This is a genomic window from Desulfogranum marinum, from assembly GCF_016918565.1.
In the GTDB taxonomy this organism is placed as follows: Bacteria; Desulfobacterota; Desulfobulbia; order Desulfobulbales; family Desulfobulbaceae; genus Desulfogranum; species Desulfogranum marinum.
In genome coordinates this window covers 1-19,056 of the sequence record NZ_JAFFQD010000063.1, presented here as the reverse complement: position 1 = coordinate 19,056, position 19,056 = coordinate 1, and the positions used below count along the sequence as shown (strand labels likewise).

Here is a 19,056-nt window from a genome sequence, read left to right as displayed (position 1 = left end):
GAAGATATTGTACTTTTGATGGTTGATACAATCATGAGCACTGCAGTAGAGTTGATTGAAAGCAGTCGACGTGTAGCCGGTATAAATCACAATATTTTAACAACTTAAGATAACTCAGAAACTTGAGTAAAATGTTAACTTTATTGTAAGCAGGTTATGGCTCGTAGAAGACAGAGTACAGCGGAAGATGTTGTTGAAATGGTATCGAAGTTACCTTGGTGGGTAGGTGTTATCCTCGCAGTCGTTTCATATATTGCTCTGCATGGATACGCTGGAAAAGAAATAAACAGCAGCGGTCAAGACCTAAGCCAAGCTATGACAGGCAATATGCTAAATGTACTCGCACTTTTTGCGCAGTATATCCTTCCGGCAATTTTCGGAATTGGGGCCATTGTTTCTTTCGTTAACCAGCTTAAGCATAAGAAGATTTACGGGGATGTCGCTACAGCCAAAACAAAATTGGACGATATCAGCTGGCAAGAGTTTGAAGTGCTAACAGGAGAACACTTTAGACGGCAGGGCTATCAAGTTGAAGAGACTGGCTCTGGTGCCGATGGTGGGGTTGACCTGGTGTTACGTAAGGCTGGTGAGAAGTACTTGGTTCAGTGCAAGCATTGGAAAGCGTACAAGGTTGGCGTGAAGCCTGTCCGGGAACTGCTTGGTGTAATGGCTGGAAAAGGCGCTAGTGGTGGCATAATGGTAACTTCTGGCGATTTCACGGGTGATGCCACTAAGTTTGCCAGGGAAAACAATATCCAGATGATTGATGGCAATCTGCTTAAAAAGATACTTGCCCCAAAAGAGGTTGGAGCAGCCAAGCGATCTTCAACCGTTGTTTCCAAAGAAGATGATAAGCCAGGTGTTAAGGCAAATCCGGTCTGTCCAAAATGCGGTGGTCCATTGGTTAAACGTACAGCGAAGAAAGGAAGTCGAGCTGGCCAAGACTTTTGGGGGTGTTCTGCTTTCCCCAAGTGTCGTTTCACAAAACCAATATAGTGAGTGTCATGAGTAATTCGTGGGTATTGAAAATTGTGTTGAGTGTACTGGTTCTTTGTCTTCTTCCTGTAGCAGCGTATTCACGCTTAGGGGAATCGCTCGAAGGTAATTCGACCCGCTACGGGCAACCCGTGAATAATCCGACTGATAGCATTAGGCCGCTGTTAAGTAATGCAGAAAACAGAACATACCGTTACCAAGGTTGGCAAGTCCGTATTGGTTATCTTAACGGTCATGCCGTGAGGCTCGTGTATTCCAAAATTCCACGTAGCGGCGTTTCTCCTGTTATCAAAGACGATGAACTTTATGCAGTATTGAAAGCTGAACAGCATGGCGGCAAGTGGAAGAAGCTGAGGGCTGCATCGCTTTTTAGTCGAAAAAATAGTGGTAACAAGTTGTTCGATCATGCTCCGTTGCGTTGGAAGAACACTAATAATTGTATTGCTTATTCTTTAATGGGCCGAATGAGTGTTTTCGTAGAGGCCCCCGAAGCGGTTATGTGGGAACAGGCCTTAGCGCATGAAAAAGAGGTTCAACGCAAAGAGAGTATCCCACAGTTTTAATAAGGGTAGCAGGTGTCTCTGTAAGGCGAGACTACAAGATGCTACCGTGTATAAGTAGCGTCTACATGCGAAACTGAGCAACATTTCTCTGATTGTTGTACAAGAAAAATGAATCAAAATAGCCCAACCGGGGGATTCAAGTTTTGAATCAAAACTGCGGCAAGTGATTCACTCCAACCTGGGCTACATCAAACAACGGCGAGCAGGTAACATGAGGAAATTCAGCAATACCCAAGGCAGGGTTCAGGCATACCGTAAGAACCAGGTAGCAAAGCCAGCGATAGATGAAATGGCTCGTAAGTATCTAGTAGAGGACCTCTCTGGTGCTTCTATCCCCGGAAGTCGTATCAACAATATATTGAAACAGATAGAGTCTGATTTACCACTTTCCAACTTTACCCTTGAGTACTTACGGAAGAATGCTTTTCTCGCTTTGTTGAGTTATGTGAAGAATGAAATTTCTTTCACTGCTTTTCAAGAAGCCGCCGGGCCTGAGCAGGCTAAACGTCGTGCACTAACTGAGGCCAGGATTTTAAAGGAAGATCTCGAAAGAAAGCAGAAACGGGAAGCCTTCCTCGCAAAAGTCAAACGAGAACAAGAGCGAGCTGCAGCAAAGAGACGAGCCTATGAGAATGACCCCAGAACCATCGCCAAGCGGGAACAAAATGAACTTCGGGCCAGATACGATCTCGATTTTTATATTGAAAAAGAGCACTTTTCGAAACTCATGGACATTCTTCGGCGTGTTGATAGGGGACTTCGCTTAACAGAAAATGATATTGCTTGGCTTACGACCAAAGACTATGAGTACGGTTACTACACAACGCTACTAAGAGAGCACTACCATGAAATCGAAGCCGAATTCTATGCAGCTGAATTCATAAAACGGAAGGACCCCTGGTTAGCGGTCAACGCAAGTAGTCACTACCGCAAATGCAAGAGGGCAGGAGTTGCCGATTCCATGTTGGGAAAAATCAATGTTTCAAGGATAAAGAAAAAGAAGCTGAAATCCGCTCTCTGCACAACCCATGGAGGGGTTAAACGAGATTTATGCAAGCCTAATGAGGCATTAACTCTCGGGGCGTTAGCACACCAGCTCACCCCAAAAGATTTTCGCCCTTGTACATTGTTGGGAGCTGTGAATATGGAAATAGGAAATCACAGCCAGGGTGAGGCATGGTACGATAAAGCTGTCGAACGGGGAGCCAGTGAAAAATCAGTTGATGATGACCTTCGCAGTATTTTTATGCGTGCGACACCTGCTAAGCGAGAAGAGTTGCGTGTCTATCTGTTGAACAAAGATCCACACCGTTACAGCTGGGCAAAAAAGAAATCATAATGTCATTCGTAATATGAATCATGCTTGAGGTTCGGTGATGCCCCCTTCATAGACAGTCCTCTTCCCGTAATGTCGGCTTTTGATTCAATTACCATCTGACGTTTCTCAGAAGAAATCAATCTTCCTTGTTTTCCTCCAGGTGGTTTTTCACAAACCCTCATTTATTAGTGCACCTAAACAAAATGGCTGTATTGTGTCTGGGTGTGTCTTTTTAAAACTAATTCAACAATATGTCTGTTGGTTGGATCGTTCCTCCCTCAGATAATATAAAAAAAATTGAGAATAAATGAATAAAGAAAAAATCACCCTATCCCAGCTTGAATCCTTTTTGCTGAAGGCTGCTGATATTCTGCGTGGTAAAATGGATGCCTCCGAATTTAAGGAATTCATTTTTGGTATGTTGTTCCTGAAACGTCTTTCAGATGAATTTGATCGGCAACGCAACCTATTACGAAATGAAACATTTGCGCATTTGCAAGACCAGCCCGATCTGGTTGATGAACTGCTTGAGGACAAGGTTTCTTACGGTGAAACATTCTATGTTCCCAAACGCGCACGTTGGTACGAATCCTGGACGGATGAAAATGGTGATGTTGTTCCGGCTCTAAAAGATCTGAAGCATGACATAGGAAACATGCTCAATAAGGCAATTGCTGCCATTGAGGATGAAAACGATGCGCTTGCGGGTGTGCTCAAGAACAATATTAACTTTAACGCAGTTAAGGGTAAGACCAAAATACCTGACCAGAAGTGGAAAGATCTGCTCGACCACTTCAACCAACCTCGCTTTGTTCTGGTTAACGATAACTTTGAGTTTCCTGATCTTCTTGGGGCAGCGTATGAGTATCTGATTAAGTTTTTTGCCGATAGCGCTGGTAAAAAAGGTGGCGAGTTTTATACACCTGCCGAGGTTGTTCGCCTGTTGGTTCAGCTTGTGAAGCCTCAGGCTGGTAACACGGTTTATGACCCAACTGTCGGCTCAGGCGGATTCTTGATTCAGGCACACCAGTATGTGGAAGAACAAGGTCAGGACTCCAACGATCTGGCTCTATATGGCCAAGATTCAAATGGCACCGTCTGGTCTATTTGCAACATGAATATGATTCTCCATAATATCAGTCGTTTTACCATTGAAAACGGCGATACTTTGGAGGACCCTCAAATTCTTGAAAATGGGCAGATTCGAAAATTTGATAGAGTGCTCGCCAATCCACCATTTTCTCAGAATTATAGTCGAGCCAGCGTTAAATTTACCCATCGCTTTCAGGAATGGTGTCCTGAGACTGGTAAGAAAGCTGATTTTATGTTTGTGCAGCATATGCTTGCCAGCCTTAAGGGTGATGGTCATATGGCGACCATCATGCCACACGGCGTGCTGTTTCGTGGGGGGAAGGAAAAGCTAGTTCGAGAAATCTTCATTAATGATGATGTGATCGAGGCTATTATCAGTCTGCCTCAGGGTTTGTTTTATGGCACTGGCATTCCTGCCTGTGTACTGGTGTGTAACAAAAATAAGCCTGATCAACTGCGCAACAAAGTAATGTTTATCAACGCCGACCGGGAGTTTGCTGAAGGCAAAAATCAAAACAAGCTTCGTCCGGAAGATATCGAGAAGATTGACACCATTTTCACCCATAAACGTGAAATCCCTAAATACAGCCGCCTTGTCGACACATCCGAAATCGTCGACAAGCATGATTATAACCTGAATATTCGTCGATATGTCGACAACACACCGGAACCAGAGCCTGAAAATGTGCAGGCTCATCTTATTGGCGGTATACCGGAAGACGAGGTGACCGCTCGGCATGAAGATTTATCGAGGTTTGGACTCACTATTGAAACCATCTTTCAGCCGGACCGCCCTAAGTATCTTGCCTTTAAAGCTGCCGTTCATGATAAAGCAGGCATTAAACGTCTTATCGAAGCCGATCAGGCCATTGTTAAGACGCTTTCCACCCATGCGCAGGCGCTTGAGGATTGGTGGCTTGTGGCACAAAACGATTTTGCCCAGCTTGAGCGTGCCAATAATGGCAACGGTAATGGCCGCAAAATGCCGGATGTTCGCCTGGAGCTTTTGACAACGCTTAAGGAAAAACTGGTTCCGCTGCATGTGCTGGACGAATTCAAAAGCGCTGGTGTGTTTGTCAACTGGTGGCAACAGATCCGCTATGACCTGAAGACAATCGTATCCACTGGCTGGCACCATACCCTCATTCCTGATGAATATCTCATAGCTGAATTCTTTCAGGCAGAGGCCGACGCTATTGATGCGTTGGAGGCCAGGATCAGTGAACTGCAAAGCGAACTCGCCGAGGCCGTTGAAACTGCACAGGAGACTGCTGCTTATGAGCCAGATGAAGGTGAAAAAGTCACTGCTGCTGTTATTAAAAAGGTTCTGAAAGCTTTTATCGACGACTTAAAAGGTAGCACAGGCATATCTGCAAAACGGGAATTGGAAGAGCTAAAAAAACTGGATACAAACATCAAGAAAATTGAGAAAAAGATTAAGGAAGCTAAGGCTTCATTGAAGGATAAAATCACCGAGTTGGAATTGAAACTCGAATTGAAACGTTTGGGCGGAGAAGGGTTTAATATTGAAAATCGGGAGCTGATTCGACAAGTTGACAGTCAGATTAAAGAACTGGATGCAGGGAACAAGACTGATAAGAAAAAAATAACTGCTTTGCGAAAAGACAAAGCAGCCTTGGAGACACGAATTGCCCGAACCGACACTCTGTTTACTGAAATCGACGGCCAGCTGACAGATGAGCAGGCTAAATATCTGATTTTGAAAAAGCTCTATGATATTGCTAGCCGGGAACTCGATAGATATCTGAGCGCTGAAAAACGGTTGCTGATTTATGGAGTGGAAAATCTATGGAACAAATACGCTATTAGCAGCAGAAAACTTGATCAGCAACGTGATAATACACTTACGGAACTGAATGGATTTTTAGAAGGGTTGGGGTATTGGGGATGAATGAGCAATCGAAAAAATGGACACTTTCTCCTCTTGGTCAAGTGGCGCAACTTGTAATGGGACAGTCGCCAGAATCTAAGTACTATTCGGAAGAAGAAACTGGGCTACCTTTTTTACAGGGTTGCGCTGATTTTCAGACGAGATTCCCGAAACATGCCGTATATTGCAGTCAGATTAAAAAAGTGGCTCCACAAAATTCAATCCTATTCAGTGTGCGTGCCCCTGTTGGACGAATAAATATTGCTGACAGGTCTTATATAATCGGTCGTGGTCTTGCGGCAATTATAGGCACAGGGATTGAGCAAAACTACCTTGAACATTATCTACATTTTGAAGGATTAAGCTTTCGCAACGCTTCACAAGGATCAACTTTTGAGGCTATCAACTCAAGAGAACTATGTGCCTGGCCGATTAAATATCCAACTCACAAACTTGAACAATCCAAAATCGCTGAAGTCCTCTCGACGGTGGATCGAGCAATTGAAAAGACGGAAAGATTGATCGCAAAGCAGAAGCGAATTAAGACCGGCTTGATGCAGGATCTCCTTACTCGTGGAATTGATGAACGGGGCAATCTTCGCTCCGAAGAGACACATGAGTTTAAAGATTCACCTCTAGGACGTATACCGGTGGAGTGGGGGGTGGTCCCCCTCTCAATGGTGGTTGACCTAAAGGTTGGTTATGCCTTTAAAAGCACTTGGTTTTCGAGCGACGGTGTCCGTTTACTTCGAGGGGAAAATGTAGGTATTGGTACACCTGACTGGAAAGATACAAGGTGTTTGCCTGCTGGTAGTGCTGAGAAGTTCCGGGAATACGAGCTAGCCCCGGATGATTTGATTATAGGCATGGATCGAACATTTACCAAGCAAGGTTTTAAAGTAAGTCAACTAAGCCTTAGCGATGTCCCATGTTTGCTGGTGCAGCGGGTCGGATGCTTTATCCCTAAACAAGTTACGCATAATTATATGAAGTTGATTATCTTTTCCCCAACCTACCAGCAGCAGCTTTTGCTTCAGCAAAAAGGAATGGATATCCCGCACCTATCAAAAAATGAGATCTTATCACCATGGGTTCCGATACCTAATGAATCTAGAGAAATGGAATTATTATCAAAGATATATGAGGAAAGTAGAACGGTAGAATCTATGTATAACATGGAGCTAATGAAACTCCGCTCACTGAAAAACGCCCTCATGCAAGATCTACTCACTGGCCAAGTTCGTGTAACATCGCTTTTGGAGGAACAATAATGGACACCGACAGCAAAGACTGTTTAAAGCAACTTGATACGCTATTGGCTGAACGCAACCAGTCATGGCTATTCGGTGCAGGCATCAGTCTTGGAGCCGGTATTCCATTGATGGGCGCATTGACTGAACGGGTTTTTCAATTGGCAAGCGAAAAAGGTGAGTCGAGTGATAGAGCCGTTTTGGATTCTATAAACGGACAACTCCCAGATTACTCTCATATCGAGCATGTATTGAGTCACATTGGTGACCACCGCTCAATCGCTGAACGATCGCGTGACAAGCAAGTTACATTTGGTGAAACTGTTTTTTCGCTTGAAGAACTTGATGCATTTCATAAGCGAATTTTATCCTGGATTGCAGAGACTGTGCGTTGGGGCTACCAATCCAAAACAGCCGATTCGGCAGAGCAGATTGGTGGAAATGAAGCACCGATTGTAAATATTGCTAACCATCGGGATTTTATCTCCGCTCTTTTCAATCGAGGACAGGCTGGCCTTAGCGAGCGAAGGGGTGCCGTGCGACTATTTACAACAAATTATGACACTTTGCTGGAGGATGCCCTGGCGTTGAATGGCCTTCCTTATTGGGACGGCTTTAACGGGGGAGCTGTGGCGTATAGGAACCATCGATACGGAGACCAAGAACCTGAGCAAGGTTATCGGGCACATGTCGTTAAGCTCCATGGTTCCATTGATTGGCACCTTGGGGAGGATGGCAGAGTTTGGCGAGTGCGGGACGGGGATACATATCCGGAAACCACTGTCCGTGTGCTTATTTATCCTCAATCGACCAAGTATCTTGCGACCCAGCGTGATCCATTTGCAGCGCAGTTTGATCTTTTTCGACGAACATTGAGTGTAAGTGAAGAGAATGTACTGGGAATATGTGGGTACAGTTTCGGAGATGAACATATCAATCAGGAGATTGAATTGTCATTGTCCCGCCCGGAGAACAGGACAACGATACTGGCATTTGCATTGTCTTTAAACGATACGCTGGAGCGATGGCGTCAATCAGCATGGGGGAAGCGTCTATACATTATGACCCAAGACGGGTTGTATATCGGCAAACGGCAAAGATAATGCTTTTTGCTTACCTGTCGGAAAAATTAAACATGATTGGTGGGAATTTCAGGGCGTAACCAAATTACTGGTCAATGGTGCGGAGGCTTATATAGGATGAATGCATTTGAGCTGATACCTGATTTGAAAATTGGCCATATCGTTGAGGTGGCCAGCACAACCATAAAAGTAGAGCTTTCCGGAGATGTTACCGAGTTGACCCGTACTTATGAGGGCAGAGTATACTCCATTGGGCAAATCGGCAGCATTGTGAAAGTTCACTTTGGACGACGCTTGATTTTCGGATTTGTAACACTTCTGCGCATGCGCTCAGAAGAATATGTCGAGGTTGGCAAGCCGATACCGACAGACGCCGACCAACGGATCATGGAAGTAGAGTTGTTTGCCGAAGGTTCTTGGAACAGCGGAACGTCCAGCCTGCACTTTGTCAGAGGGGTAACCACCTATCCACTTCCTCGGCAAAGTGTACATTTACTCACCCGTGAAGAGACTATTCAGATATACACCGCTGCAGAAGGGCAACAACGGAGGGATGGATATGATCCGCTGGTTCCTTTTGCAAACTATGTGGGCACTGACAGCACATTATGTCGTGCGAACGTGGATAAAATGTTTGGAATGCACTGTGCCGTATTGGGATCAACGGGGGCGGGAAAGTCTGGGGCCGTTGCCGCGTTGATGCACAGTATGTTGGAGCATAAACCCGATGAGGAGCATATCGCCCATCCTCGGATCGTAATCATTGACCCTCATGGTGAATATGGCCATGCATTCAAAGGTAGAGCTGTCGTGTACCGTGCGTATGATCCACTGGGTAATGAGGACGCAGTCGGGACGCCCATCAGCTTACCATATTGGTTGATGTCGGCCGACGAGTTCCGATCATTGGTCATCGGTAAGACCGAACAAGAAGCCACATCACAGAATAATATTATCTACAAAGCTCTCACGTACGCCAGAATGGTGGCCGCTGGACTTGTAGATCCATCTCCAACCGTTTATGGAGGCCATGCCCCAACGGACGGCCTGGAAATTGACGCTCCTCGACCTATTGCCGGAATTGCTCAAGAGCAACTCATTGAGTTTGACCGTGACAAGCCAAGGCCTTTCAGTCTTAGCGAGCTTCAAAACCACATAAGGTATCTGCAGGCTGCAAGGGGTAAAAACGGAAAATTAGAACAAGTTACAGCATCGGATTTCGCTAAGAATTTTAAATCTATCCTGGATAAAATAGCTGTTCTTCGTCGTGATCCGCGCATTCAATTTATGATGAAGGAATGGAGTGTTGATAGCCTTGAACTTGAGCGCATCATAGCACAGCTCGTCGGGAACATCGACACCACTGAATGTAGCAAAGATATCCGTATACTTGATGTTTCTGGTCTGCCGAATGAGGTTGCCGGGCCACTAGCAGCTATGCTTGCCAGACTTTTGTTTCAGTACAAGCTTTATCAAACCAGTTCGGAAAGAGAACGGGATCCAATCGTTTTGGTCTGTGAAGAAGCACATCGCTATGTACCAGACAGGGGCGAGGCTGAATATGCTGCAGCCCAGACGGCAATACGGCGCATCGCAAGAGAAGGACGCAAATATGGTATAGGCCTTATGCTGGTCAGTCAACGACCAGCTGACATTGAGAGCACCGTTATTTCACAATGCGGAACGTGGCTCGTATTGAGGCTAACCAATGCAGCTGACCAACAGCATGTTGCACGCTTTCTTCCCGATGGTTTATCCGGAATGACCAAAGCTCTGCCTAACCTTGCACAGCAGGAAGCGATATTTGTGGGTGAAGGAAGTGCTTTGCCTGCACGTGTTCGTATCCGTGATCTGGAGAAAGAAAAACTGCCAAAATCGGATACTGCTCAATTCGCTAAAGGGTGGGCACTAACTCGACTGGATGAAAGCGAAATCAGAAAAATAGCCTTACGAATGACAGATACACTAACCGATAGGGAAGGGGAATAAGGAATGAAGGCCCAAGATTTGCAATTTACACAGCTCCTTCAAGGGGCCAAACAATTTATCATTCCTATTTTTCAACGGACCTACAGTTGGGAGCGAGTTCACTGTGAACAACTTTGGAAGGACATCCTTCGGGTTGGAGGTAACGCGGATTTGGACAGCCACTTTATCGGATCGGTTGTTTACATTCCTGAACAAGAAACGAGCGCAGCAATCTCCCGTTGGCTGGTTATTGATGGCCAGCAACGCATAACAACCATTATGCTACTATTGATCAGTTTTATGCGACAGTTAAAGGCTGCTGATCTTGATGAGCCGGTATCGCCAGCTGAGGTTGAAGATTATTACCTGCGGAACCGGTACGGTAAAGGTGAGCAGAGCTATAAAATGTTGCTGACAAAAACCGATAAAGAAGCGCTTGTTGCACTTTTGGATGGAAAGCAATTGCCAGATCAGACTTCACAACGGATTGTCGACAACTTTGATTTTTTTGGGCAGTGCATGGCAACGGCCGATTTAAATGTCGTATACCAGGGTATTCAGAAGCTGATGATTGTTGATGTGCGGCTTCAGCAAGGACTGGATAATCCTCAAATGATTTTTGAGAGCATGAATTCGACCGGTAAAGCTCTAACGCAGGCTGACCTGATTCGCAATTTTGTGCTTATGGGGCAAGCTCATCCTGAGCAAACGAGGCTCTATAACGACTACTGGCGTCCCATGGAGGAAGAATTCGGTGCGGAGAGTTACAGCCAGCAGTTTGATGAGTTTATGCGTTTTTTTCTGGTCATTCATACTGGCAATGAGCGGATTAAACGAAATGAGGTTTACCAGGAATTCAGGAGTTATTCCCATAAATATAAAGTTGAAGATCTTCTTGAAAAACTAAAAGAATTTTCCTCGTACTATTGTTACTTGGCACTTGGTAAAGAGAAAGATAAAGATCTGGCGGAGGCGTTCCACGATATTCGTGAGTTGCGTGCAGATGTCTGTTACCCGCTTTTAATGGAGCTGTATCATGACTACAAATTGCAGCGTCTAAGTAAACAAGAATTTGTTAAAGCAGTATTACTGGTCGAAAGCTATGTGTTTCGCCGAGCTGTTTGCGATATCCCAACAAACTCTCTTAGACAGACTTTTGCGAAATTTACAAGGAAGTTGAAAAAAGACCGATACCTGGAAAGTATTAAAGCCGCGTTTTTACTTTTGCCTTCCTACCGCCGTTTCCCGCAGGATGATGAATTTAAGCGACAGTTGAAAGTAAAGAATCTCTATGCTTTTAACAGGCGATCGTATTGGTTACGGCGTTTTGAAAATTTTGGGCGAAAAGAGCGGGTGCGAGTACAGGATTACACAATTGAACATATTATGCCTCAGAATGAGAATTTAAGATCCGAATGGCAGCAGACCCTTGGGGACGACTGGAAGCGCATACATGAACAGTATCTGCATACATTGGGGAATCTTACACTCACAGGTTATAACTCGGAGTATAGCGATCTCCCGTTCGCTCAGAAACGAGAGATGGAAGGTGGTTTTCGGTTCAGTCCTCTTAAGCTTAATATCGGCCTGAGTGAGTGCGATGATTGGAATGAGGCAACGATTCAAGATCGAGCTACCAAATTAGCTGACAAGGCGGTTGATATTTGGGCGGCCCCTGTTTTGGCGAAAGATATCCTTGAAGTCTATCGCACAAAGGGGAAGGAAAATGGAACTGGATATTCTATCGATGATCATCCTCATTTGAGTGGTGGCCCTACTCTTGAGCTCTATAAAGCTTTTCGACAGGCAGTGTTAGTGTTGGATGAATGTGTGCGAGAAGAGTTTCTTAAGCTGTATGTGGCGTATAAGGCTGAGACTAATTTTGTGGATATCGTCCCCCAAGCCAAGCAGCTTAGGTTGAGTTTGAATATGAATTTCCACGAAATTGATGACCCCCTCGGAGTGTGTAAGGATGTTACAGGCGTTGGGCGTTGGGGGAATGGCAACGTAGAAATTGGTCTGGATAAGGTGGAAGATATTCCCTATGTTATTGGGCTGGTTCGACAATCGTTGGAGCGTCAACTTGGTGGTGAGGCTGCTGAAGAATGAAGAAAGCAGATAAATATAAGCTCGATGAAAGGAACCATGTTGAAAAGCCGCTGCTTGATCAGCTAGCAGAACTGGGCTGGGAGATCATCGACCTGACAGAAGAGAAGCAGACCCCTGCACAGACCTTCCGCGATAATTTTACTGAAGTCGTTATGTTGCCGGTTTTGCGTGAGCAGGTCAAAGGGATTAATCCCTGGCTTAAAGATGACCAAGTTGAAGACACCGTCAAGCAACTGACCGCTAGTTTTCCCAGTACAGGATTGATCCAAAATAATCAGTACGCTTTACAATTACTGATAGAAAACACCAGCGTCAGTGAGAATAGAGAGACAGGCGAACAAAGCCCGACCGTGCATTTTATCGATTTTAAGAAGCATGATAATAACCGTTTTACAGCTGTCTGCCAGTTCAAGGTACGCATTCTCGGTACGGAGCATCACATCATTCCCGATATTGTCCTTTTCGTGAACGGTTTGCCGGTGGCGCTAATCGAGTGTAAATCGCCCAAAGTAAAGGATGCTATTCCAGAGGCTATCGACCAGATGTTGCGCTACAGTGAACAGCGCGGTGCAAAAGGCGAAGGTAGTGCACCTCTCTTCTTTTTCAACCAGTTCGTTGTCGCTACATGTAGACAGGAGGCGAAGTTCGGGACCATCACAACTCATAGTGAGAAGCATTATTACCGTTGGTCTGATCCTTATCCACGTACCTTGAATGATCTTGATCATGGCGCAGGTAGTCCTAATGCCCAGCAACGTCTGGTGGCGGGTATGATGGACAGAGAGAACTTGCTGGATCTCATCCGCACTTTTACCCTGTTCTCAACTGACGATAAGGGACAAACCATTAAAATTGTGGGTCGCTATCAGCAGTTTCGGGCTGTAAAGCTTGCGGTGAAGCGGCTGCTTGAAGGTAAGAGTCCACGTGAGCGTAGTGGGATTATTTGGCATACCCAAGGGTCGGGGAAATCGCTCACCATGATGTTTATGGTGCGGGAGATGTATCGGCATGCGGCGTTGGCCAACTGGAAAGTCGTTTTTGTGACTGACCGTACCCAACTGGAAGGTCAGCTGAATGAAACCAGTCAGAGCATTGGGTTTACAGTCAAGGTAGCGAGCAGCATTAAGAAGCTTAAGGAACTGCTTGGTGCCGATACCTCTGATCTGGTGATGGCTATGATACATAAGTTTCGTGAGACGGATCTTACAGAGACATTTCCGCAGCTCAATGACAGCTCTCGTATCCTTGTAATGACCGACGAGGCTCACCGTTCACAATATAAAATGCTCGGCGCAAACCTTGATAAAGGTATCCCTAATGCCTCAAAAATTAGCTACACAGGTACCCCGATAGATAAGACGGAAAGGGTCTTTGGTGATTATATCGATAAATACACTATGCGTCAGGCCATCGATGACGGTGTTACACTGGAGATTGTGTACGAGGGGCGCACCCATAATGCGGAAGTCGCTGATCAGTTAGGTATGGATCAAGCTTTTGCAGACATGTTCAGTGATTATAACCTGCAGGAGCGGTTGGAGATTCTCGGATATGGTTCTCGGGATGCATATCTTGAGGCGGAGCCAACCATCGAAGCTAAGGCAAAGGACATGGTGGAGCATTATTTGACCCATGTTTTCCCAAATGGTTACAAAGCTCAAGTTGTGGCTTCATCACGTGAAGCGGCAGTCCGTTATAAAAAACACATTGAAGCAGCCTTGGCGGCTAAGCTAATAGAAATGAAGAAAGTCAATTCCACTGGGCTTGACTTAGGACAGCTAGAGAAACTGCAAACAGATGTGGTGATATCCGGTGGACATAATGATTTGCCTCACCTGAAAGAACACTCCGACAAATCACGACATGAGCGAAGCATCAAGAGTTTTAAAATGAGCTTTGGGGGGGAAGATGAAGGGATTACCGGTGACATGGGCATTCTTATCGTCAATAACATGCTTATCACCGGATTTGATGCGCCGGTTGAGCAGGTCATGTACCTGGACAAGGTCATTACCAATCACAATCTTCTGCAAGCCATTGCTCGAGTAAATCGTATTGGTGGAGAAACCAAAGACAAAGGGTTTATTGTCGATTATGTCGGGGTGGGGCATCACCTGAAAAAAGCTATAGATTCCTATGATGAGAGAGAGCAGCGGGAGATCATTGATACACTGAGCTTCCCTGAACAAGAACTCCGTGATCTACAAGATAGTCATGCTGCAATTATGGAGCTCCTGAAAAAGCATGGATTGACTGATCTCACCGATCACGATGCCTTTTTCGATATTTTCTATGACGAGGATCTTCGTTTTGATTACATGAAGGCATTTAAAGAATTCACTAAATGCATGAACCTAGTTTTTCCTGCAAGGCAAGCGCTGGATTTCATGGGCGCTTACAATGCACTTGCGGAAATAAATGTTTTGGCTGGAAAACATTTCCGAGACGGGCGTTTGAGCATGAAAGGTATTCCGCCTAAGTTACGAACGATTACTGATCAATATCTGGAATCGAAGGGTATTGAGCAGAAAGTTGAACCTATTTCCATTCTTGACGAAGATTTCGAAAAGGATGTCGGTAAGCGTAGCCGTACCAAGACTAAAGCTGCAGAAGTTGAGCATGCAATTCGGCATCATCTGGATGTAGAGTTAGATGACGACCCGGATTTGCAAGCATCTTTTGCGGAGGCCCTTGCATTTATATTCCAAGAATTTCGTGATAACTGGAAAAAAATATACCAGGAACTCGAAAAATTACGAGAGCGGATCAAAAGCGCCAGCAAAGAGCCAACATATGGCTTACATCGTAAGAAGCAGATGCCCTTTTATCGGAGTTTTAAGCGTGAAATTTATGGTGAAAAGGCGTTGGATGACGATGAAATTTCTGTTCTTGTTGACCTCACGCAAAAAGTCTTTTTGGTTGTTGAGAGAGAGCTGAAGTTGGCTGGCTTTTGGGAAAGCATCCCTGCTCGGAATAAGTTAAAAGCTGAAATTCAAACAACAATGATACAGCCTTCGTACTTAAACCTACCAAATCTTGTGCAAAAGCGAGCCCAGATAATCAGCCGTATTCTTGAAATTGCTGAAAAAAATAATGATGTGATTCTTTACGCGGAATAAGAAATGGAGCTGGTTTACACAATCAAGCGGTCTCCAAGACGTAAGCAATTGACGATTACCGTTGAACGGGATCGTACAGTGGTCGTCCATGCCCCTGAATCTACTTCAGAAGAGAAAATTAGAGCGATTGTGGAATCTAAACGGCAATGGATTTATGACAAGACCACTCACACACAAAAGTACGAGTTGTCTCATCCACCGGGGAAAGAACTTGTTAACGGTGAATCAGCACTTTATCTCGGCCGTCAATACCCTATAGAAATTATCCAAAACAGCTCGGGCAATATACGGTTCGAACAACGTTTTTTGATTCCAGCGAGACTCTCCGGTGAGCGCAAGCAGGTTTTGCGTAATTGGTATATCGAGAGAGCAAAGGAGAAAATTTTGCCTCGATCCCTAAAATTTGCGAAGGATCTCGGTGTTGAATTCGCCAATGCAAAAATCGTTGATAACCGTTTTCGCTGGGGTTCATGTACACCAAAGGACAACGTTAATTTCAATTGGAGACTTATTAAAGCCCCGATGTATGTTGTCGATTATGTAATAATTCATGAGCTTGCCCATTTGTTGGAAGGAAATCACACTCCCCGTTTTTGGAATATTGTTCGGGCTCAATCCTCTAAAATGGATAAGGCAAAACAATGGCTGCTTGAGCATGGGCAAATTCTTGAGGAGGATATTTAGGAAAAACACCAAATTCATTGATTACCAAAAGTCAACAACGTGATTCAGACGGCTTGAAACGGTATAGCCCAAAGTGTTTCAGGTTAGGCCCTTGAAGCCGGGGAACAGTACATTTCTGGCCTTTTCATGCTAATTTTTGAAACAATTCTTATAAGGTTTGTTTCATTTTTAAAATTTACTGGAATGTTAGGGCGTTGTGCCACTTTGTCAGGGCCTCAAGTACAATATCTATTTTGACCGTTTTTGTTAGGCATCATGACTGACAATGTTTTCATATCGGCCAGAGGCACATCGTTGAGATTGCCGAATGAAATTTACTTAATTAGCAGTCTGACTGCAACTTGAGAGACCCTCTGTACATCGACGGATGAGGCGTTAGTCAATATCTTTCCTGTATATGTAACTTGGCCTTTGATGCTAAATTTCTTGATAATGTTTATTGAAAAATAGTTAAGAAACTGCACTAAATCGTAAGTATTTTTAACCACATTATTTGTAGAAATTCAGATTTGACCTGGCAGATTGAACACAAATCTCGATCCTATGAGTTGCATCAAATTTCCAGCTAAGCGCTCATTGGGCCAACTTCTCTACCTTCAAATTTAATAAGAAACCTAAGGCTAAAACACCGTTTTAATTGGATGGAGCAGTCGGTGTGATGTGTTTTGAAAAAAGCTAGAAGGCTTATTCTATATTATGCATCTCAAGTAGGGCTGGGTATAATTCTTTGAAAAAGTCAACAATCTGTTCAAGCAATTTGTCTGGATTGTCAAACAAGTCCAGATTTGCTGAACGTAGAGGCGTTTCACGGGTATCATCTTCAGCCTTACTACTATCAACCCAATCAACGTTCCACACTAGCATTTGCTCCTGACCACCTTTTTTCATGCAGGTGCTATTGATCTCAATTAAATCATTTATACTTTCGATGCCTTGCCATTGCTTTTCAGCAAAGTTTACGAAAAAGCTGAACGCCTGATATTTATCTCCTTGTTGCTGACCGTTTTTCCAGTCAATAAGTCGATTTGTTTGCAAACAATATCGGTATCGTTGACGTGGTTCATAATCCGAATTTGTTGCAATATTTTGTAAAAAGTTTCGAACTGTATCATTTAATAAGAATTTTCGTTTCTTATTTGCTGTTAAGCTACAGCCCACACTCGTCTGATCAAAACCAATTGTGAAGTTCGGATTCTCCATGGGCTTACCATCTTTGCCTCGAAGTCCATAAATATCCCATAACTGGGTTTTTCGACGGCACTTTCGAGCGAGGAGTGGGAGGTCTGCTAGTTTAATTTTTTCATCAAGTTTGTTGAGGAACAGGTCAAATTGACTTTTCGCAAAATCTTCATCATAATTGTCATTCAGTTTTCTGAGATCCAATATTTCACCACTCATTGTAATATATTCTTTGAATTGCCTTAAAATTTCCCCAATAATTGTTTCTTGGTTGATTTTTAGCTCATCGAAATACTTCACGATATCCATCCAAGTTATCGAAACTATACGTTTTGGGTCAAATTTTTCTGCTTTGGCGCCAAGGTTGTAGCCTAGCTCACCTGATAAATGTCTATAAATTTGAGAAGGAGAAAACTGATTATTACCTACTTTAGCCTCAACAAGCACAGACAACGGTGAAGCTGCAGACGCTGAATCATCATAAATCCATGCATCAGGCCGACAGCCATGTAATAAAGTGTAGACTGAGCTTACCTCCTTCGAAGATATACCCAGCGAGCTTAAATCTTCATTCTTATCAAAGCTGTTTTTTAACTGCTTGAGCAAATTATCTCTCTGTTTTTTATGAAATTCCTTTGTTGCACCATCCTTTGGATCAATAATTGACTCAAGTTTGTTAAACAAAATTTTATAATTATCATTCCACTCGAATGTATATGGATCACGAGAGATCAAAAGCACCCATTTATTTTTTGATTTTTGAACTCGCTTAAGTGCCTTTTCACCTGTCATATTCTGGAGATCAAAACTTAGGTGTTTTGAACCTGATATTTGGATAAAATTATTCTTTATTTTCTTTAGATAGTCCCGGAATTTTTCTTCATTATACTCCTGCAGATACTTTAGAGTGATGATAAAGGCTCGGGTCAAATTGTCTTCTAACCGATTGATTCGATCTGGTGAGTCCAGGTTGCCACCATGATAAGCCTGGAAAATGTTTAAATGATTATCCATTGTATTCCTTATTGATATTCCTAGAGTCTCTCTATCTGATCCTGTCCAGTTGTAATATCTAGTGAAGAATATCCAGACCAAACTGCAACTGAAGGTGGCTAGAAAAAAATACTATGTTATCGATAACACGTCGAAAAAATCTTAACATAGTTTTAGGCTAGCGTGTTGAGGTCAATCAAGGATAAAGTCAACGGAGACTTCGCCAATATCTATATTATTTATATCAGCGTATTCCCCAAAAGGAGGCATAATCTTAACTGTTATTGTTGCTCCTGAGGGGACACAATCTTCTTCTATTTCTGCGGCAGTTTGCTTCGTCATTATATTAAAATATTTCTCTGTTTGTTCTGCACTAAAAGATATAACCATTCTCTTTGTTTTCATAATTATCCTTCTTTTTTAATCGGATATCCCGCCAATTTGGGTGATATTAAAAACGTGATTCGTCCATTGACATTACTGTTAATGATATTGCCTGTGAAACTGCCCTGGCATAATTATCTTAGAAGTAGCAGCCTTTAAAAGACTGTTCCGGCCATTTTTTCGAACAATTCAGTCGACTCGTGTCATTTTATTTTACGCTAGTCAATATCGTTTCACTATATCATAACCGGAAGGAGTAACAATAGATGGTAGATTGCCCTTGATAAGCTATATCTTTGTACTCAAGTTTCGGGGTTGGCTAGGGCAACCAAAGCCCCTCACTTTTTTAATAAAAACGCATAATTAACGAGAAAAGCCTTTTACTCTCTGATATATTGTTTTTGCCAAAAAATAATATAAAAACAGGG

General features: G+C 43.7%; 12 protein-coding genes. 10 read left to right on the top strand and 2 right to left on the bottom strand.

Annotation, left to right across the window (positions count from 1 at the left end; translation table 11 throughout):
• The first annotated feature begins 156 nt into the window (after positions 1 to 156).
• From JWH17_RS23955 to JWH17_RS21370, 10 genes are all read left to right on the top strand, one after another.
• Entirely contained in the window at positions 157 to 996 is an 840-nt protein-coding gene (locus JWH17_RS23955) for a restriction endonuclease (RefSeq protein ID WP_232371242.1), read from the top strand.
• Between the two features lie 8 nt (positions 997 to 1,004).
• Complete coding sequence (locus JWH17_RS21410) at positions 1,005 to 1,559, top strand: hypothetical protein (RefSeq protein WP_205224740.1); 555 nt, start codon at positions 1,005 to 1,007, stop codon at positions 1,557 to 1,559.
• 211 nt (positions 1,560 to 1,770) lie between these two features.
• The gene (locus tag JWH17_RS21405) at positions 1,771 to 2,898 is read left to right on the top strand and encodes a hypothetical protein (RefSeq protein ID WP_205224739.1); all 1,128 of its coding nucleotides are present in this window, start codon (positions 1,771 to 1,773) and stop codon (positions 2,896 to 2,898) included.
• A 286-nt stretch (positions 2,899 to 3,184) separates the two neighbouring features.
• Positions 3,185 to 5,881 carry a type I restriction-modification system subunit M gene (locus JWH17_RS21400; RefSeq protein WP_205224738.1) on the top strand — a complete coding sequence of 899 codons (2,697 nt, stop codon included), beginning with the start codon at positions 3,185 to 3,187 and terminating at the stop codon, positions 5,879 to 5,881.
• Positions 5,878 to 7,131, top strand: a complete 1,254-nt coding sequence (locus JWH17_RS21395; RefSeq protein ID WP_205224737.1) for a restriction endonuclease subunit S — start codon at positions 5,878 to 5,880, stop codon at positions 7,129 to 7,131. The genes JWH17_RS21400 and JWH17_RS21395 overlap by 4 nt, the downstream gene beginning before the upstream one ends.
• Positions 7,131 to 8,213 (top strand): SIR2 family protein, encoded by a 1,083-nt coding sequence (locus JWH17_RS21390; RefSeq protein WP_205224736.1) that lies wholly within the window; start codon positions 7,131 to 7,133, stop codon positions 8,211 to 8,213. The genes JWH17_RS21395 and JWH17_RS21390 overlap by 1 nt, the downstream gene beginning before the upstream one ends.
• 96 nt (positions 8,214 to 8,309) lie before the next feature.
• Entirely contained in the window at positions 8,310 to 10,181 is a 1,872-nt protein-coding gene (locus JWH17_RS21385; protein WP_205224735.1) for an ATP-binding protein, read from the top strand.
• Positions 10,182 to 10,184: 3 nt separating this feature from the next.
• A complete protein-coding gene (locus JWH17_RS21380; protein ID WP_205224734.1) occupies positions 10,185 to 12,269 on the top strand; it encodes a DUF262 and DUF1524 domain-containing protein in 2,085 nt (694 codons plus the stop codon).
• On the top strand, positions 12,266 to 15,388 hold the full coding sequence (locus tag JWH17_RS21375) for a type I restriction endonuclease subunit R (RefSeq protein ID WP_205224733.1): 3,123 nt from the start codon (positions 12,266 to 12,268) through the stop codon (positions 15,386 to 15,388). Before JWH17_RS21380 ends, JWH17_RS21375 begins: the two co-directional genes overlap by 4 nt.
• Positions 15,389 to 15,391: 3 nt before the next feature.
• Entirely contained in the window at positions 15,392 to 16,072 is a 681-nt protein-coding gene (locus tag JWH17_RS21370) for a M48 family metallopeptidase (RefSeq protein ID WP_205224732.1), read from the top strand.
• A 684-nt stretch (positions 16,073 to 16,756) separates the two neighbouring features.
• On the opposite strand, the gene JWH17_RS21365 is transcribed toward JWH17_RS21370, so the two are convergent.
• Together JWH17_RS21365 and JWH17_RS21360 are read right to left on the bottom strand one after the other, a co-directional pair.
• On the bottom strand, positions 16,757 to 18,265 hold the full coding sequence (locus JWH17_RS21365; protein ID WP_205224731.1) for a hypothetical protein: 1,509 nt from the start codon (positions 18,263 to 18,265) through the stop codon (positions 16,757 to 16,759).
• 171 nt (positions 18,266 to 18,436) lie between these two features.
• Positions 18,437 to 18,649: a hypothetical protein gene (locus JWH17_RS21360; RefSeq protein ID WP_205224730.1), complete on the bottom strand. Its 213-nt coding sequence runs from the start codon at positions 18,647 to 18,649 to the stop codon at positions 18,437 to 18,439.
• Between the last annotated feature and the right edge of the window lie 407 nt (positions 18,650 to 19,056).

What these genes read in the sequence shown, in the direction of transcription:
- JWH17_RS21385 (WP_205224735.1), top strand. Translation starts at nt 8,310, where the DNA reads ATGAATGCATTTGAGCTGATACCTGATTTGAAAATTGGCCATATCGTT.
- JWH17_RS21365 (WP_205224731.1), bottom strand. Translation starts at nt 18,265, where the DNA reads ATGGATAATCATTTAAACATTTTCCAGGCTTATCATGGTGGCAACCTG.
- JWH17_RS21410 (WP_205224740.1), top strand. Translation starts at nt 1,005, where the DNA reads ATGAGTAATTCGTGGGTATTGAAAATTGTGTTGAGTGTACTGGTTCTT.
- JWH17_RS21390 (WP_205224736.1), top strand. Translation starts at nt 7,131, where the DNA reads ATGGACACCGACAGCAAAGACTGTTTAAAGCAACTTGATACGCTATTG.
- JWH17_RS21400 (WP_205224738.1), top strand. Translation starts at nt 3,185, where the DNA reads ATGAATAAAGAAAAAATCACCCTATCCCAGCTTGAATCCTTTTTGCTG.
- JWH17_RS21360 (WP_205224730.1), bottom strand. Translation starts at nt 18,649, where the DNA reads ATGAAAACAAAGAGAATGGTTATATCTTTTAGTGCAGAACAAACAGAG.
- JWH17_RS21405 (WP_205224739.1), top strand. Translation starts at nt 1,771, where the DNA reads ATGAGGAAATTCAGCAATACCCAAGGCAGGGTTCAGGCATACCGTAAG.
- JWH17_RS21375 (WP_205224733.1), top strand. Translation starts at nt 12,266, where the DNA reads ATGAAGAAAGCAGATAAATATAAGCTCGATGAAAGGAACCATGTTGAA.
- JWH17_RS21370 (WP_205224732.1), top strand. Translation starts at nt 15,392, where the DNA reads ATGGAGCTGGTTTACACAATCAAGCGGTCTCCAAGACGTAAGCAATTG.
- JWH17_RS23955 (WP_232371242.1), top strand. Translation starts at nt 157, where the DNA reads ATGGCTCGTAGAAGACAGAGTACAGCGGAAGATGTTGTTGAAATGGTA.
- JWH17_RS21395 (WP_205224737.1), top strand. Translation starts at nt 5,878, where the DNA reads ATGAATGAGCAATCGAAAAAATGGACACTTTCTCCTCTTGGTCAAGTG.
- JWH17_RS21380 (WP_205224734.1), top strand. Translation starts at nt 10,185, where the DNA reads ATGAAGGCCCAAGATTTGCAATTTACACAGCTCCTTCAAGGGGCCAAA.